This window comes from Acetobacterium sp. (assembly GCF_041752335.1).
Taxonomy (GTDB): Bacteria; Bacillota; Clostridia; order Eubacteriales; family Eubacteriaceae; genus Acetobacterium.
On sequence record NZ_JBGSHG010000009.1, the window covers coordinates 1 to 16,888 of the forward strand.

Here is a 16,888-nt window from a genome sequence, read left to right on the forward strand (position 1 = left end):
CATCATCGATTTTTCCTTTGTTTATGAACTGGTAAAGGATCAATACAGCCCAATCGGGCGGGGATCAAAAGACCCGGCCATGATGGTTAAAATTTTTCTTCTGGAATTCCTGTATCGTCTTTCCGACGTGCAAGTCGTTAACCGAATTCAGACCGATATTGTGTTCCGGGAACTGTGCCCGACACAAACTTATATGGTCGTTTTTCGGAGGTTTCCCCGACACCAACTTATAAACTTATTGGAATAAGTCAGCCAGGAGCAGAATCCAGCAGTCCTTCATCCCGGAGGCCATCACTGCCGCCGGTTTAGACGTTTCATTTGGCCAATTCCTCAAAGGCAGCCTGATGTTTTTTAAGAATGCGTTTGGCAATGGCGTCAACTGCTTCGTCATCGATCACTTCTTCTTCCTGAAACTGGCTGAACTCAATCAGGTCATAGCGGGGGTACTGTTTTTAAAAATAATGGCCGCTATTTTCATCCATATGCCAGCTAACCGATGAAGCGACCATCGCCGGTAATTATGGCGAATTATGTGGCTATCATTTATTTTCAGTTATGAAACCAATCGAAAGAGCAAAAATGAACAAGAATTTGGCCTTGTCAAAGGTGTTTTTGAGAAATACATCTTTGACAAGCAGATTACTAAAAAGAAAAATTCAGTCAATGCCATATAGGCTGTTGGCAAAGGAGATGGCGTCTATCTTAGAGTCCTAAATCCAGATGGTTCCCTTAAAGAAATTAAATTTTTTAAAAAGTGGTCTTCAAGGTAAACCATTGATAATATGGATGCGGTTCAAGTCTTAATAAAATAGCTAGCTGTCAAAGTGAAAGGGTGTAAAAAATGTCAGAGCTTCAAAATCAGGCAATTATTAATGAGATCAGACAAATACTACAATCAGCTCGGGAAAATGTTGCAAGAGCTGTTAATAATGAGCTGTTAATAATGAGCTTTTATTCGCTTACTGGAACATCGGCAAAATCATTGTTGATAATGAACAAGCTGGATCGGAAAAGGCAGAGTATGGAAAACAGTTGTTGAAGTCATTATCAAAAGAACTGACCCGGGAGTTGGGCAAAGGGTTTTCGCGTTCGAATCTACAGAACATGCGATTATTATATTTAAATTATCCAATTTGCCAGTCACTGTCTGGCAAATTGAGTTTTACCCATTACTGCGAATTATTTACGGTATCTGATAAAAACGCAAGATCTTTTTATGAACAAGAAGCATTGAATTCAAACTGGTCAGTGCGTGAAATGAAAAGACAGATTGATACGTCGCTTTTCGAGCGAATGCTTCTCTCGGAAGGAAAAACGAATAAAGAGAAGGTATTGATGTTAGCTAAAGAAGGTATCGTTTATCGGAAACCGAATGATATTTTGAAAGATCCCTATGTTTTTGAATTTCTTGGAATACCGGAAAACAAGCCTATGCTAGAAAAAGACCTGGAAAAAGCGCTAATTATTAAGATTGAAAATTTTTTACTTGAACTTGGGAGAGGATTTATGTTTGTTGGTTCTCAGCAGAGAATTACGCTTGGGAACACACATTATTATGTGGATATGGTTTTTTACAATAAAATACTGAAGGCTTATGTTTTGATTGATCTAAAAATGGGAAGTCTCAAACCTGAAAATATTGGACAAATGAATATGTATGTTAATTATTATGCTAGTGAAGTAAATGACGAGGACGATGAAAAACCAATGGGTATCATTCTGTGTGCGGATACATCTGAGATCGTTGCAGAATATGCATTGGGTGGACTTGAAAATCAGATTTTTGCTTCCAAATACGTCTACTATATTCCCAATAAACAAGAACTAATTGAACAGGTCCAATCAGTTCTTAATGAAATTGGCGAGAAAAACAAGAAAATTTTGGACTGACACGAAGACAAGGGTGGTTTTAATCCCATTCGATTTCCGCCAAATAAAAAGGGCCAGCATAAACGCCGGCCCTGGTCCCCGACAGGACGTAAAACGTCTCGGGCAACTCTGTTAATGTCATTATACCATCAAAATTAGAATAATCAAGATTTGGGTCTGAAACAATTCAGCTTGTGTTGACCTACTTACTTGCTTCCTCAATCGCCACCGCAACCGAAACCGTTGCGCCAACCATTGGGTTATTACCCATTCCGATCAGTCCCATCATTTCAACATGGGCAGGAACAGATGAAGAACCGGCAAATTGAGCGTCGGAGTGCATTCGGCCCATGGTGTCGGTCATCCCGTAGGACGCTGGACCAGCTCCCATATTGTCAGGATGGAGGGTTCGGCCGGTACCGCCGCCGGAGGCAACGGAGAAATATTTTTTGCCTTGTTCCAGGGCTTCCTTTTTATAGGTACCAGCAACCGGGTGTTGGAAACGGGTCGGGTTGGTGGAGTTTCCGGTGATGGAAACATGAACCCCTTCGTGATGCATGATGGCAACGCCTTCTTGAACATCATTTGATCCGTAACAGTTAACCGCAGCGCGTTCGCCATCGGAATAAGGTGTTTTTGAAACGATGTTAAGCTCGCCGGTGGCAAAATCATAATCGGTTTTGACATAGGTAAAGCCGTTGACCCGGGAAATAATCAGAGCGGCGTCTTTTCCCAAACCGTTTAAGATAACCCGTAAAGGTTTGACCCGAACCTTGTTGGCTGAGCGGGCGATGCCGATGGCACCTTCAGCAGCAGCAAAAGATTCATGGCCGGCCAGGAAGGCGAAACATTCGGTGTCTTCTCTTAAGAGCATGGCGCCGAGGTTACCGTGACCTAAACCAACCTTACGTTGTTCAGCAACCGAACCGGGAATACAGAAAGCCTGTAAGCCTTCGCCGATCACTTCGGATGCGTCGGCAGCATTGGTAATACCGCGTTTAATCGCCAGGGCAGCACCTAAGGTGTAAGCCCAGCAGGCATTGTCAAAACAGATGGGTTGAATGCTTCTAACAATTTCAGCCACATCAATGCCTTTTTCATCACAGATAGCCTTTGCTTCTTCTAAAGAGGCAATGCCGTTGGCAGCTAAAACTTCTTCAATTTTAGCGATTCTTCTTTCATAACTTTCAAATAATGCCATGTGATTTCCTCCTATTCTTTTCTTGGATCGATGTATTTGACAGCATCGTCGAATTGTCCGTATTTACCAGAAGCTTTTTCTAAAGCGGCTGCTGGTTCAACGCCGTTATTGATACTTTCCATCATTTTTCCAAGATGGACGAAGGAGTAACCAACAATCTCGTCGTTTTTGTTTAACGCCAATTTCTGGATATAACCTTCGGCAATTTCAAGGTAGCGAGAACCTTTGGCAAGGGTACCATAGGTAGTCCCAACCTGGCTTCTTAAACCTTTGCCCAAATCTTCAAGTCCGGCGCCAATCGGCAGTCCGCCTTCGGAGAATGCCGTTTGGGTACGGCCATATACGATTTGTAAAAACAATTCCCGCATCGCGGTGTTAATTGCATCACAAACTAAATCTGTGTTAAGTGCTTCTAAGATCGTTTTGCCTGGCATAATTTCAGAGGCCATTGAAGCTGAATGAGTCATTCCCGAACAACCAATGGTTTCAATCAGACATTCCTCGATGATGCCATCCTTTACATTAAGGGTTAGTTTACAGGCGCCTTGTTGGGGGGCACACCAGCCAATACCATGAGTTAAACCTGAGATGTCGGTAACATCTTTTGCCTGAACCCATTTTCCCTCCTCTGGGATTGGGGCACAACCGTGGTTTGCATTATTGCCAACGGTACACATTCTTTTAATTTCGTGAGAATATTCCATTCATTAATCTCCCTTCAAAAAATTACTCCTTTAATTATAAACTTTAAAATTCAAAAAAAACAGGTAATATTTTGTTAATTGTGAAAAATGGAGAAAAATACCCGAATTGGACAAAAAGTTTAATTGAAGAAATGGGTAAATCGATGTAGAATAGGGCAAGAGCCTAAAATAGGTGAATTTTATTTTGGGACTGGGAACTTATCTTAACACTTAATTAAATAATAATGATACATAATCGGTCAGTTGATCTCAGGATTGATTGAGAAGGGGTGTAAACAATGGAATTGAAAAACAAACTTAGCCTGGGAGCAAAAAGAGTGGAGTACTTAATGGAAGAGTATTTCAATCGGGAAAAAACGCTGGGCTTTTGTAAGGCATGTCCAAATTTTTCCAAGTACTGGTCCTGCCCTCCTTACGCATTTGATGAAGCAATCTTTTTAAAACAGTTTAAATATATGCATATTATTGGCAGACAATTCGAGGTGCCCCGGGATGATCTGAGAAATGTTCGTGATCCCGAAGCGGTTAAAAGCTATAGCACCGATAAGCTCCAGGCGATCAAGGTGATGACCTGGAAAACGCTACTGGAAATTGAAGACGAGGTGGATGGCGCTATCGGCCTGATTCCCGGCAATTGCCCGATTTGTGAAACCCAGGGGATGGAATGTGCCAGAAAAACCAATCAGCCCTGTCGTAACTCAAAGCTGATGCGTTTTTCATTGGAGTCGTTAGGCTTTAATGTGACGGATCTGTTAAAGTATGAGGTCGGCATGTCGATGAAATGGGGGGACACCTATCGTTTACCGGAGGTGTTAACTTCCGTATCGGCGATCCTCTGTAACGAAGAAATTCCCAAGGATATCCTGAAAAAATATTTCCCGGATAAAAAGAAAAGCTGGGAAAAGAAGGATCAGCGAAATCCTGAAACGGAATTTCATACCTCGGAAACCATCAAACCGGAAGAAACCATCCACGGCGGCAGTGCTGCGGTTCTGGCCAAGGCAAAAATCATCGATGAGGAGATCCCACCTTATCGACCGCAGAAAAGCTGGGTCGGCTACAAGGCTGAAAAGAATCCTGAAGATGACGCCATGAAAAAGGGCTACGCGGTCACCATTCAAGGCGAAGAAAAACTGATTCCAGAACAAACTGCGGCAGAAGTCGAAGCTGAAAAGATCTATGATGAAGATACTGCTCCGGGAGCCAAAGCGGAAGAAGCTGCCGTGGCAGCGGTTGTCGAAGCGGCGCCCCCTGTGGCGGAAGTGGTTGAAGAAGAGGATGACGCCAAGTATCAATGGCTGGGCTTTAAGGCGCCTCTTGATGACGACGAAATTGTCAAACGCCCAATCCCCAAAATGACCGAACTGATTCTGGATGGTGAAGAAGTACCGGCGGTTGAAGATACTCAGGAACCGGCGGCAGCGGCCGAAGTTGCAGCGGAAGTAGTTCCCGAAGAAGATTGCACCCCGTATTATGATAAAACCGATGCGGAAATGGCAGCGGATGACGCAGCGATGGAAGAACCAGCAGTCAGTTTGGCAGCAGTTGAAGAAGCGGTTGCGGAAGTGGTTGAAGAGCCAGTTGAAGAGCCAGTCGAGGAAGAAGACGACTCCAAATATCAATGGCTGGGCTATAAGGCCCCGCTGGATGACGATGAACCAATTGTTAAAAAATCCACCCTGGCCAGCTTGAATATTCCCGAATAAAATAAAGTTGATGATCTAGATTGTGTTGGGGATGGGTGCATCGTCCCGGGCACAATCTAATTTGCGCTAAGGCAGCGGTCATCATCTTGGATAAACAGATAATATAGCACATGGTAGTTAGACAATTACCTAAATAAAACAATTTGAAGGAGAGAAATCATGTATTATTCAGCAGATATTGGCGTTATTGGCGGTTCTGGTCTCTACGAATTAAGTGCAGACGTGAAGAAAATTGAAGTGGATACCCCTTACGGCAAGCCCTCGGATGATATCAGCCTGGTCAAGGTGGGCGAAAAAACCGTGGCATTTTTGCCGCGACACGGCAAAGAACATACATTGAACCCTTCGGAAATTAATTACCGGGCCAATATCTTTGCCTTAAAAAGCCTGGGTGTAAAAGCGATTATTTCGCCCTGTTGCGTCGGCAGTCTGAAATTTGAGATGAAACCCGGGGATTTTGTAGTCACTGATCAGTTTATTAATATGACCTCTGGCCGTAAGGATACTTTCTTTGAAAAACCCAAGGTTAATCATATCAGCTCGGCTCATCCCTATGATCATAATCTCCGTGTCATGGCCATGGAAGCGGCGAAAGAGTGTGGCATTACCGCACACTTCGGCGGCACCGTGATTGTTATCAACGGCCCCCGTTTCTCGACCGTCGCCGAAAGCCGGATGTTTGCGATGATGGGTGCCGATGTCGTTAATATGACCCAGTATCCCGAAGGTTATCTCTGTCTGGAACAGGAAATCCCGGTTGTGAACATTGCTCTGATCACTGATTATGATGCCGGCCTGGAAGACCATCCGGATATTAAACCGGTCACCAATGAGGATGTCATCCGGGTTTTAAATGAAAATACCGAAAAAGTAAAAGCGCTGATCTTTAAGCTCATCGATAAATTAGAGGTGTAGGCTTGAAACCAGTTTATTTAGAAGATGGGGAGCTGAAGCTGATTGATCAGACCAGGCTTCCCACCGCGTTTATTGTCCATTCGTATACTGATTATCGGAAAATTGCCAAAGCCATTGTCGATATGATCGTTCGCGGAGCACCGGCCATCGGGGTAACCGCTGGCTACGGTGTTTATTTTGGTGCGTTGGAATATCAAAATGAGCCAAAAGATGTTTTTTATGATAAAATGAAAGAAGTTTGCGAATTACTGGCGTCTACCCGTCCCACCGCCGTGAATTTATTCTGGGCGATTAAGCGGATGGAAGACGTGATGGCGGCCAATGCCGATAAAGAACCGGTAGAGCTGGTTGCGATATTAAAGGATGAAGCCCAGGCCATCTGTGCCGAAGACATTCAAATGTGTCGCGATATGGGCAAACATGGCGCCGAGCTGATCCATCCGAATGATACCATTTTGACCCACTGCAATGCTGGTGCTCTGGCTACCGCCGATTACGGCACTGCCCTGGGGGTGATCCGGGCGGCTCACGAAGCGGGCAAAAACATTTCCGTTTATGCCGACGAAACCCGGCCTTTTTTACAGGGCGCCCGGCTGACGGCTTACGAGCTTCACGCCGACGGCATTCCGGTAACGCTGATCACCGATAACATGGCTGGCTGGATGATGAAGCTGGGCAAAATTGACGGTGTCATTGTGGGCGCGGATCGGATTGCGGCTAATGGTGATGTGGCCAATAAAATCGGTACCTATTCGGTGTCGGTTCTGGCCAAAGCCCACGGCATCCCGATGTATGTGGCGGCACCGACCTCAACCATTGATTTCGCCATGAAATCTGGCGATGAGATCGTCATCGAACAGCGGGACTGTCGCGAGATCAGCCATATTGGCGGGGTTCAGGTGGCACCAGACGGGGTCGCCATGGAAAATCCGGCCTTTGATGTCACCCCCCACCAGAATGTCACCGCCATCATCACCGAAAAGGGTGTGGTCTATCCCCCCTATGACATCAATATTCCCAAGCTGAAAGAATAAGAATAAAGCTAAAGGATGAAGTATGAAAGTAAATATATTATTTCCCGTTCTTGATGAAGAGCGGCGCCTGGAAAAGGGGATTTTAAAAACCCTGGTTTTCCTCAAAAAAAACAAGTTGTTTGATTATCAGCTGACCATCATCGATAACGGCTCCACCGATGCCACCGCGGCCATCAGCCGACGCCTGTGCGAAAAGCATCCCGAGGTCCATTATCTGAAAACCCCGGAACGGGGGGTGGGAGTCGCCCTGCGAACCGGCGCGGCGGACAATAGTTGTGATATTATCGGCTATATGGACATTGATCTTTCCACCAATATTGAGCATCTCAGACAGGTTAAGGATATTTTTGAAAATCAGCCCGATGTAAAGATTATCAAGGGCTCCCGACTGATGAAAAATTCCACTGTGATGGGACGTAAGCCTTCGCGAGAATTTACCTCCCGGGGACTCAATGGACTTTTGCATGTGGTGTTTAAAAATAAGTTTACCGATGCTCTCTGCGGCTTTGATTTTTACCGTAAAGAGACCTTTGACGATTTGATTGCTGCTTCCAGCCAGGACAATGGCTGGTTTTATTGCGTTGAGCTGCTGCTGCGGGCCGAGCGCCTGGGCATTGAAGTTCATGATATTCCGGTGATCTGGGAAGATGATTATGATACTAAGGTAAAGGTTGTTAAAACTGTGGTATCCTATCTCAAGCGGATCAAATTTTTAAAGTCAGAATTTATCAGAGAAGATCGTCAAAAGACTAAATCCTGACAGCAGAGGAGACAAGATGAAGGTACCAGCAAATAATTTACTACGACATTTTCAAGAACATCAGCAAGAATATGAAAATAAAGCATTGGAAATTTTAAGAAGCGGCAACTACATTCTCGGGAATGAAGTGGACCGCTTTGAAAAAGATTTTGCAAAATATATTGGCACCAATTACTGCGTTGGCCTGGGGAACTGTTTAGATGCCCTGTGGCTTTCTTTTCGTGTTTTGGGTATTGGCGCCGGCGACGAGGTCATTGTTCAGGCCAATACCTATATTGCCAGCGTGATGGGGATCACGATTAACGATGCCACCCCGGTTTTTGTGGAGCCGGACGCTTTCCATAGTATCGACGCGGATAAAATCGAAGCGAAGATTACCGAAAAGACCAAAGCCATTCTGGTGGTCCATCTTTACGGCACCAGCTGCGAAATGGATAAGATCGTGGCGATTGCCAGAAAACACAATTTCCGGCTGGTGGAGGATTGTGCCCAAAGCCATGGCGCCACCTATCAGGGTCAGATGACCGGCTCCTTTGGTGATATCGGCTGTTTCAGCTTTTATCCGTCCAAAAATCTCGGTGCTTTCGGCGATGGTGGTGCCATTACCACCAACAGCCCGGAACTGGATCAGGCCTTTCGGATGTATCGTTTTTACGGCAGTGAAAAGCGCTATTATAATAAGGTCGTCGGCACCAATTCGCGGTTGGATGAACTCCAGGCCGGGTTGCTTAACGTCAAGCTTCGTTATCTGGATCAGCTTAATGCTGACCGCAACCGCGTTTGCACGGCCTATCTAAACAAGATGAACAACCCGGTGATCCAGTTGCCCAAACTGCGGGACCAGGCCACCACGGTCTGGCATCAGTTTGTCGTTACCACCTCCTATCGGGATGAACTAAAGGATTATCTGGAAGCTGCGGGCATCGGCAGCATCATTCATTATCCGATTCCACCCCATTTGTCGGAAGCCTATGCCTATCTGAACATCGGCCGGGGCAGTCTGCCGATTACCGAAAAACTGGCGGATCAGGTGCTTTCGTTGCCTTTGTTCTATGGCATGACTGATGACGAAATCGATGCCGTGGTGACGGCCATCAATGCCTTTGTGCCCAGGGCGCTGGAGTCATAAATGACGGGGAATAATAATACCTGGGACAAAATCATTATCGGCGCCGGTCTTTACGGTCTTTACGCCGCCAAGACCTGTGGCGAGCGGGGCGAGCGGGTACTGGTGCTGGAATGGGAAAAATCACCATTTCAACGGGCTACCTATATCAACCAGGCCCGGGTCCATATGGGTTACCACTACCCCCGGTCCTATGCGACAGCGATTAAATCGGCGCATTATTTTAATCGTTTTATCAAGGATTATGATTTCTGCATTCACAGTGAATTTGATCAGGTTTATGCCACCAGTGACAGCTTCAGCTGGACCAATCGGGAACAGTTTACCCAATTTTGTCAGGCGGCGGAGATTCCCTGTGAAGAATTATTTCCCGAGAAATATTTTAAAAAGGGACTCTGTGATGGGGCCTACCTGACCAAAGAATACACCTATGACGCCGGGATTCTGGGCCAGTATTTTGTCGATGCCCTGGCAAAAATGAAGGGGGTTGAAATCCGCTACGGGGTCCGGCTGCAGACGATTGAAAAGGACTCGGATGTCTATGCCCTGACCCTGGAAAATGGTACAGTGGTAGAAACCGCTTTTCTTTTGAATGCCACCTATGGCTCCACCAATCAGATCCTTGATCTGGCCGGTTTTGAGCCCTTTAAGATTAAGTATGAACTGTGCGAAATTATTCTCTGCCAGCCGCAAAAGAAGCTGACAGAGGTGGGCATCACGGTGATGGACGGGCCCTTTTTTTCGGTGATGCCCTTTGGCAAAAGCGGCTATCATTCCCTGACCTCGGTGACTTTTACGCCCCATCTGTCGTCTTTTGACAGCTTACCCCGATTTAACTGTCAGGAACAGAGCCGAGGTTATTGCAGTCCCAAGCAACTGGGAAACTGTAATGATTGCATCGCCAAACCGCAATCGGCCTGGCCCTATATGTCCACTATGGCCGAGAAATATCTAAAGGAAGATTACGGTTTTAGCTATGCCGGTTCGCTCTATTCGATGAAGCCGATCTTAAAGGCTTCCGAGGTGGACGACTCGCGGCCCACGGTGGTCCGTAAGGTCAGCGAAAAACCGACCTTTGTCTCGGTGTTGTCGGGAAAAATAAATACGGTTTACGATTTGGATGAGGTATTGAAAACATGACAAAACAGCAAGAAAATAAAGGGGTCGGGCCGGATAAAGAAAAGAACTTTGTTTCGGCGGTGATCTATATTTATAATGATGAAGAGCGGATCCGGGATTTTCTGGGAAAAATTAACGGGGTATTAAACGCCAATTTTGAAAACTATCAGATTATCTGCGTCAATGACGCCTCGGACGACAACAGTCTGGCAGTCATCCGGGAGATTGGTAAAAGCATCGCCGGGACGGTGATCAACGTTGTCAATATGAGTTTTTATCAGGGCGTCGAGCTGGCCATGAATGCCGGCATTGATCTGTCCATCGGCGATTTTGTTTTTGAATTTGACAACATGGTCATGGATTATCAGGCCGAGCTGATGATGGACGTTTATTACCACAGTCTGACCGGCTTTGATATCGTCAATGCGGCTCCGAAAAAATGCGGCCGCAAGAGCTCCCGGCTTTTTTACAAGGTCTTCAACCGTTATTCCCACAGCCCCCATCCACTGCGGACGGAAAACTTCCGGGTGCTGTCACGCCGGGCGATTAATCGGGTTCATTCGATGAGCAAGACGATCCCTTACCGCAAGGCCGTTTATGCCAACTGCGGTCTGAAGATCGACACCATTGAGTACGACAATGATAGCTCCTGCACCAAGGCCTACGACAAAGAAACCCGGCATCAGCGGAAAGAAATGGCCGCTGATTCACTGATCCTGTTTACCAACGTGGCCTACAAGATGACCCTGCTGGCAGCGGTCTTTATGATGGTGGCCACCTTTGGCATCGGCATCTATACCCTGATCAGCTATGTCTATGAAGATGTGGTTTCCGGCTATACCTCAATGATGCTCGTCATCGTCTTTGGCTTCTTCGGCGTCTTTGTGATTCTGGCGGTGATCATCAAATACTTATCAATGCTGATGGAACTGGTCTTCAGCAAACAGAAGTATACCATCGAGTCAGTCGAAACGATCAGCGAGTAGCTGGATTCCCGGGAATTTCGACTTCAGCATTGGGATCAAAGGGATTGGTCCGGATCGAAAAAGAGTACAGGAAGGGATAGGACTTCCGCAGATGGTTCATATACAGCAGCCATTCCACCAGCAGCAGTTTATAGGCCCGTTCAATGTCGGTCATCAGGTGGCGGTAGTCATTGTCATTGAGTTCCAGCAGATTCTTGCGGCTGGACAATTCCTGCTCCGCATGGGAAAGCGACATGATCAGGTCGGTGAAGGTTTCATGTTCAACCAGAAAAGGATTTTCCAGCAGCTTCAGGAAAAGATCCCGGTGGGAAGTGAGATATTTACTGAGACTGATCAGACAGGGGCCGCTAAAACTCAGGTGATGGTTGATCCCTTTGAGGTTCTTAAGGGCATTTTTATAATCCTTGGTATCCCATTGGGGTTTGATCAACAGGGACTCCTGGAAATCAGATAAATTGTCATCTTCCCGGGAAAAGAACTGCATCAGTTCGACGCCGGCTTCGGAAAAGTAGACACTGAGCACCATGTTGATTTTCTTCAAACGTTCCTTTTTATCTTTATCTTCAATAACCTTGTGGAAAATCACCGAAACCAGCAGCACTTCAATCGGTAAAAAAGCAATGTCGCCGAGCAGATAAATAAAGATATGATGAGAATCTTTAAAGAATAAAAAATGTGCATAGTAAAGAATGGCAGACAGGGCGATAAAGCCAATGCCGATCAGGATGCCTTTGGAATATTTTTTCATAGATTATCTCCAGTTTTGTATAATTGATTTTGACTGTATTATAACGCAGTTTTATAAATATGACCAGCGTTCGAATTGAAGTTATCGAGTAAAAATGAGTGGCTACAAAAGAATAGAATAAAAAATATAGAATGAGAGACCTTTATGAATTATAGTATGTTTTCCTGGTTTGGTTATTTTATGCCCTTTGAAGATCGGATTAAAATCATTGCCGATGCCGGTTTTGAAGAGGCAATGATTTCCTGGGAGGATGAGTTTGAACCCTGGGTCTTAAAAAAAGAGGAATTCCCGGAAATTGTTAGAAAAAATGGTTTGGGCATCACCAATATTCACGCTCCCTTTATTGGTTACAGTGATATCTGGACGGCCTCGCGGATGGAGATTCAGCCCAAGCTGCAGATGTTCAAAGATTATTTAAAAGATTGCCAGGCTTTTGAGATCCCGGCGATGGTCATGCACACCAATGACCTGGATGAATTCCAGCCGGATCTGGACAAGGGGCGCGCTTTTTTCTCGGAGCTGGCGGATGCCGCTGAAAAATATGATGTCGATCTGGCGGTGGAAAATGTCTCCCGCCAGCATCTGCTTAGTTTTCTGCTGGAGCAGATTGATGCCCCCCGGTTTGGGATGTGCTATGACAGCTCCCATGATTTTTTAGAACAGCAGAACCGCGGCCGGATTCTAAAAAAATATAAACAGCGGATCAAGGCGCTGCATCTTTCTGACAATGATTTCAAGGAGGATCGCCACTGGATTCCCGGTGAAGGTAGCATTCGCCTGGATGAGGTGATGGCCGAGATTCTTACGGTGCCTACCATCAATACTATCTCTTATGAGGTTATCGCCAACGAAGCGTGGTGGGAAAAAGAACCCCGGGATTTTGCCCGGGCAGTGCTTCACAGTCTGGCCATAAACGATGGAAAACCGCGGCAAAAATAATCAATTGAAAAGTTGCCGATTCTATGATACACTTCCACTAATATAATAGAAAATTGATGAGGAAAGGGGTGGAAGACCCCTACAGCCCCCGCTACTGTAATTGCCAACGCGGTTCTTATACCACTGTCTTAAGGATGGGAAGGGAGAACCAAGGATACGCAAAAGTCAGGACACTCATAATCATTGATATTCTTCGGTGGGAAGAACAGGATTAAACCTTTTGTTTAGTATCCAGCCTCCACAGGAAGCTGGATTTATTTTTGCAAAAAATGCAAAAAAATAAAGAAAAAGAAGGAAGAAAATGAAAAAGAAAAGCATGCGAAGTTTATTAGTGATTTTTGTCGTGATAGCCCTAATGGTATCCTTTACCGGATGTCAACAAAGCAAAACGACAGCAGATGGAGCGGGCGTTGAAACAAAAAGCGGCTCGACTGCTTACCCGGTAACGGTAACCGATAATGCCGGAAACGCAGTGACTATCGAAAAGGAACCCCAGAAGATTGTATCCCTGTCGCCGGCCACGACCGAAATCCTGTTTGCCCTGGATCAGGGCGACAAGGTAGTGGGACGGACTAAATACTGTGATTATCCCGAAGCGGCTTTAGCGGTAACTGATATTGGTAGCTTTAACTCACCGACCCTGGAAAAAATTATTGAGCTGGCACCAGATATTGTGGTTGCCTCAGATTTTGTTTCTGACGATATCAAACAACAGCTGGAAGCCACCGGCGCTAAGGTGATCACCTTTAATGCCGCCGATATTGATGGCGTGCTGGCTAATATTGTCCAGGCTGGAGAAGTGACTAATGCCAATGATAAAGCCAAAGAAATCGTTGAAAAAATGCAAGCCGATCGAAAAGCATTAATGGAGAAAGCCAAAACAGCTAAAACTCAAAAAGCAGTCTTCTTTGATATCGGTAAATTCTACACCGCCGGTCCCGGTTCCACCCTGGACTCCATGCTCACCGACCTGAATGCGGTGAATATTGCCGCCGATGGCGCTGAGCAGTGGCCGCAGCTTAGCACTGAAGAAATCATTGCCGACAACCCGGATGTTTATATTTCTCTTTACACCAAACCAGAGGAGATCAAGGCCACTGCCGGTTTTGACAAGATCAATGCGATTATCAATGATCAACTGGTCTACTTTGAATACCTGACCCCGGAAAGTGATATGATCCAGCGACCCGGTCCCCGCATTATTGAAGGAATGACCTTGATTGCTGAAAGTATTTATCCGGAAATCTTTAGTAAATAAGAATTAATAAGTATGTAATGGGGCGAATGCTGTTCGCCCCCTGGTTTTCTTAACGAGAGACCCAAGGGGTGAACAGACAAAACAATTAATTGGAGAAATCATGAAAAATAGTGTCAAAAAATACAGCATTATCATATCCATCGCCATTTGCATGATCATCATTTATGTCTGTACCTTATTGGGGGTGGCATCCATTTCTTTTTGGGATGCCAATAAAATTTTGTTGGATCAGCTCTTTCGTATCGATCTGGGGATGGAGAATATCAGCGCCGGCGCCGTTGCCATTATCTGGAATGTGCGGCTGCCGCGGATTATTCTGGCTTTTATTACCGGTGGGGTGCTGGCCATCTGCGGCGCTGCCTATCAGGGCATCTTTAAAAATCCCATGGCCGACCCCTATATTTTAGGGGTCTCTTCCGGGGCGGCTCTGGGGGCGACCATCGGCATTGTGATGAATTTTTCCAGCAGTTTGTTTGGGATGAATGGCACCGCTATTTTAGCCTTTATCGGATCTTTTGCATCGATCCTGGTGGTCTATAATATTTCCCGGGTCGGTCGCAAGGTGCCGGTATCGACGCTGTTGCTCAGCGGTATCGCCATCGGCCAAACCATCAGTGCGATTATGTATTTGCTGATGATTTTTAATCAGGAAGAAATGACCCAGATTATGTTCTGGATCATGGGCAGTTTAAACGGCAAGGGCTGGGGCCAGGTTCTAACCGTGCTGCCCTATGTGATTGTCGGCGGGGTGATCATGCTGACCTCAGTCCGGGAGCTGGATATCATGCTGTTGGGCGAGGAAACGGCTACCCAGCTGGGGGTGGATACCGAGCGGTTAAAAAAGAAAATTCTGATTACCTCGTCGCTGCTAACCGCCGCCGTGGTCTCGGTTACCGGGATCATCGGCTTTGTCGGACTGGTGGTGCCCCATATTGTGCGGTTGGTAACCGGTCCGAAACACCGGGTCTTGATTCCTTTTTCATTGCTCTTTGGCGGGGCGTTTCTGATTCTGTGCGATACCCTGGCCCGAACGGTGGCCGGACAGGAGATCCCCGTGGGTATTATCACCGCCGCCTTCGGGGGCCCCTTCTTTGTCTATCTCTTGAGAAAACGCAAGCAAGGGGGTGCCTGAAATGGAACGGTTAATGCCAAGAATCATGCTGGATTTTAAGGATGTGGTCTCCGGCTATGGTGAAAAAGATATCTTGCAGGGCTTTAACGCCACTATCTGCCAGGGCGAGTTTGTCGGACTGATCGGTCCCAACGGTACCGGGAAGTCAACCCTGTTAAAATGCTTATCGGGTCTGTTGCCGGTGAAATCCGGGGTCATTACCCTGGAAGAAAAAGATAATACCAGCTATACCCAACGGGAACGGGCTCAAATGATTGCGGTGGTACCCCAGTCCTTTGATATCGACTATGATTTCACCGTCGAGGACATCGTTCTGATGGGACGAAACCCCTACCTGAGCTATCGGACTAAGGAAAGTCAGAATGACTATGCGATTGTGACCGAGGCGATGCGGGCCACCAAGACCCTCCAGTTTAGAAAACGGCTCTACAATAATCTCAGCGGCGGCGAAAAACAGCGGGTGATTATTGCCCGGGCGATTGCCCAGGAACCGGATATTATTCTGTTGGATGAACCGACCTCGGCGCTGGATATCCACCACCAGATTGAAGTAATGGAGTTGATCCGCAATCTGAATTTGAAAAAATCGATGACGGTGGTGGCGGTGCTGCACGATATTAATCTGGCGGCCCGTTACTGCAACCGGCTGATTTTAATGAAAGACGGCCGGGTAGTTGTGGACGGCACCCCCAAAGATGTGATCACCGAAGCCAATCTCAAAAAAGTCTATGAGATGAAAATGTTTATTCAGGAGAATAAGCTGTTTGGAAAACCGGAGATCATTCCGCTCCGGGTGATTAAAGAATCGGAAGACTACCGTAGTCTGCGGATTCATGTCATCTGTGGTGGTAACAAGGCTTCCCAGGTGTTAGAAGAACTGGAGGCCATGGGTCATCAGGTTACCGCCGGGGTGGTCAACCAGGGCAGTGACGACTGGACCATCTGTGATGTGCTGGGCATTCCGATGATTGAAGAAAGCCCCTTTACCGCCATCAGCAGCGAAAAACAGGCCGAAAATCTGGTCGTGATGGCGGAGAGTGATATGATTCTGATTTCAGATCTGCCCTTTGGTCACGGTAACATTGCTAACCTGATCGGTCTGGAAAAGCTGACCGGGGAGATTTATTTTCACCGGAATTGTCTGAACAATGATTTCACCGAAGGCGAGCTGAAAAAGCGGCTGGAGGCCATTAAAAAGCAGAAGACGGTCAATGAAATTGATGATCATCAGGAATTTATCGAAATAATCAAAGCGTTGACCCTGATTGAAGAAAAAAGCATTGACCCTAAGCATTGACTCTAATAAAAGAAAAATAGTTTGGCAAGGGGTCGGTATGCTGGTAGCAGCCGCCGCTTTGCGAAATTGCTAAGATAGATCGTGTCATTAAAAA

At 46.2% G+C, this 16,888-nt stretch carries 17 protein-coding genes and 1 riboswitch; of the genes, 14 read left to right on the forward strand and 3 right to left on the reverse strand.

Annotation, left to right across the window (positions count from 1 at the left end; all coding sequences use genetic code 11):
* The 3 genes from ACEW8F_RS01510 to ACEW8F_RS01520 all read left to right on the forward strand — a co-directional run.
* Positions 1 to 247: transposase (locus ACEW8F_RS01510; protein ID WP_373481707.1), on the forward strand; the 247-nt coding region annotated here is incomplete at its 5' end.
* 97 nt (positions 248 to 344) lie between these two features.
* The gene (locus ACEW8F_RS01515) at positions 345 to 500 is read left to right on the forward strand and encodes a hypothetical protein (RefSeq protein ID WP_373481708.1); all 156 of its coding nucleotides are present in this window, start codon (positions 345 to 347) and stop codon (positions 498 to 500) included.
* 481 nt (positions 501 to 981) lie between these two features.
* The gene (locus ACEW8F_RS01520; RefSeq protein WP_373481762.1) at positions 982 to 1,890 is read left to right on the forward strand and encodes a YhcG family protein; all 909 of its coding nucleotides are present in this window, start codon (positions 982 to 984) and stop codon (positions 1,888 to 1,890) included.
* A 181-nt stretch (positions 1,891 to 2,071) separates the two neighbouring features.
* On the opposite strand, the gene ACEW8F_RS01525 is transcribed toward ACEW8F_RS01520, so the two are convergent.
* Together ACEW8F_RS01525 and ACEW8F_RS01530 are read right to left on the reverse strand one after the other, a co-directional pair.
* Positions 2,072 to 3,070: a GGGtGRT protein gene (locus ACEW8F_RS01525; RefSeq protein ID WP_373481709.1), complete on the reverse strand. Its 999-nt coding sequence runs from the start codon at positions 3,068 to 3,070 to the stop codon at positions 2,072 to 2,074.
* An 11-nt stretch (positions 3,071 to 3,081) separates the two neighbouring features.
* Entirely contained in the window at positions 3,082 to 3,774 is a 693-nt protein-coding gene (locus tag ACEW8F_RS01530; RefSeq protein WP_373481710.1) for an iron-sulfur cluster assembly scaffold protein, read from the reverse strand.
* A gap of 278 nt (positions 3,775 to 4,052) precedes the next feature.
* Between ACEW8F_RS01530 and ACEW8F_RS01535 the strand changes: the two genes are divergently transcribed.
* From ACEW8F_RS01535 to ACEW8F_RS01565, 7 genes are all read left to right on the forward strand, one after another.
* Positions 4,053 to 5,480, forward strand: coding sequence for a DUF2284 domain-containing protein (locus tag ACEW8F_RS01535; protein WP_373481711.1), 1,428 nt, complete (start codon positions 4,053 to 4,055; stop codon positions 5,478 to 5,480).
* 159 nt (positions 5,481 to 5,639) lie between these two features.
* Entirely contained in the window at positions 5,640 to 6,395 is a 756-nt protein-coding gene (gene mtnP / locus ACEW8F_RS01540) for an S-methyl-5'-thioadenosine phosphorylase (protein WP_373481712.1), read from the forward strand.
* A gap of 2 nt (positions 6,396 to 6,397) precedes the next feature.
* Entirely contained in the window at positions 6,398 to 7,429 is a 1,032-nt protein-coding gene (gene mtnA / locus ACEW8F_RS01545; RefSeq protein WP_373481713.1) for an S-methyl-5-thioribose-1-phosphate isomerase, read from the forward strand.
* A 22-nt stretch (positions 7,430 to 7,451) separates the two neighbouring features.
* Positions 7,452 to 8,189, forward strand: a complete 738-nt coding sequence (locus ACEW8F_RS01550; RefSeq protein ID WP_373481714.1) for a glycosyltransferase — start codon at positions 7,452 to 7,454, stop codon at positions 8,187 to 8,189.
* 16 nt (positions 8,190 to 8,205) lie between these two features.
* Positions 8,206 to 9,318, forward strand: coding sequence for a DegT/DnrJ/EryC1/StrS family aminotransferase (locus tag ACEW8F_RS01555; protein ID WP_373481715.1), 1,113 nt, complete (start codon positions 8,206 to 8,208; stop codon positions 9,316 to 9,318).
* Positions 9,319 to 10,455, forward strand: coding sequence for an FAD-dependent oxidoreductase (locus tag ACEW8F_RS01560; protein ID WP_373481716.1), 1,137 nt, complete (start codon positions 9,319 to 9,321; stop codon positions 10,453 to 10,455).
* Complete coding sequence (locus ACEW8F_RS01565; RefSeq protein ID WP_373481717.1) at positions 10,452 to 11,420, forward strand: glycosyltransferase; 969 nt, start codon at positions 10,452 to 10,454, stop codon at positions 11,418 to 11,420. The genes ACEW8F_RS01560 and ACEW8F_RS01565 overlap by 4 nt, the downstream gene beginning before the upstream one ends.
* On the opposite strand, the gene ACEW8F_RS01570 is transcribed toward ACEW8F_RS01565, so the two are convergent.
* Positions 11,410 to 12,168, reverse strand: coding sequence for a hypothetical protein (locus tag ACEW8F_RS01570; RefSeq protein WP_373481718.1), 759 nt, complete (start codon positions 12,166 to 12,168; stop codon positions 11,410 to 11,412). The two genes, ACEW8F_RS01565 and ACEW8F_RS01570, sit on opposite strands and share 11 nt — an antisense overlap.
* A 144-nt stretch (positions 12,169 to 12,312) precedes the next feature.
* On the opposite strand from ACEW8F_RS01570, the gene ACEW8F_RS01575 reads away from it, so the two are divergent.
* From ACEW8F_RS01575 to ACEW8F_RS01590, 4 genes are all read left to right on the forward strand, one after another.
* Positions 12,313 to 13,107 carry a sugar phosphate isomerase/epimerase family protein gene (locus ACEW8F_RS01575; RefSeq protein WP_373481719.1) on the forward strand — a complete coding sequence of 265 codons (795 nt, stop codon included), beginning with the start codon at positions 12,313 to 12,315 and terminating at the stop codon, positions 13,105 to 13,107.
* Between the two features lie 23 nt (positions 13,108 to 13,130).
* A riboswitch (cobalamin riboswitch) is annotated at positions 13,131 to 13,304 on the forward strand.
* Between the two features lie 104 nt (positions 13,305 to 13,408).
* Positions 13,409 to 14,365: an ABC transporter substrate-binding protein gene (locus ACEW8F_RS01580; RefSeq protein WP_373481720.1), complete on the forward strand. Its 957-nt coding sequence runs from the start codon at positions 13,409 to 13,411 to the stop codon at positions 14,363 to 14,365.
* 100 nt (positions 14,366 to 14,465) lie between these two features.
* Positions 14,466 to 15,497, forward strand: a complete 1,032-nt coding sequence (locus ACEW8F_RS01585) for a FecCD family ABC transporter permease (RefSeq protein ID WP_373481721.1) — start codon at positions 14,466 to 14,468, stop codon at positions 15,495 to 15,497.
* Between the two features lies 1 nt (position 15,498).
* Positions 15,499 to 16,794: a heme ABC transporter ATP-binding protein gene (locus ACEW8F_RS01590; protein WP_373481722.1), complete on the forward strand. Its 1,296-nt coding sequence runs from the start codon at positions 15,499 to 15,501 to the stop codon at positions 16,792 to 16,794.
* Positions 16,795 to 16,888: the final 94 nt, after the last annotated feature.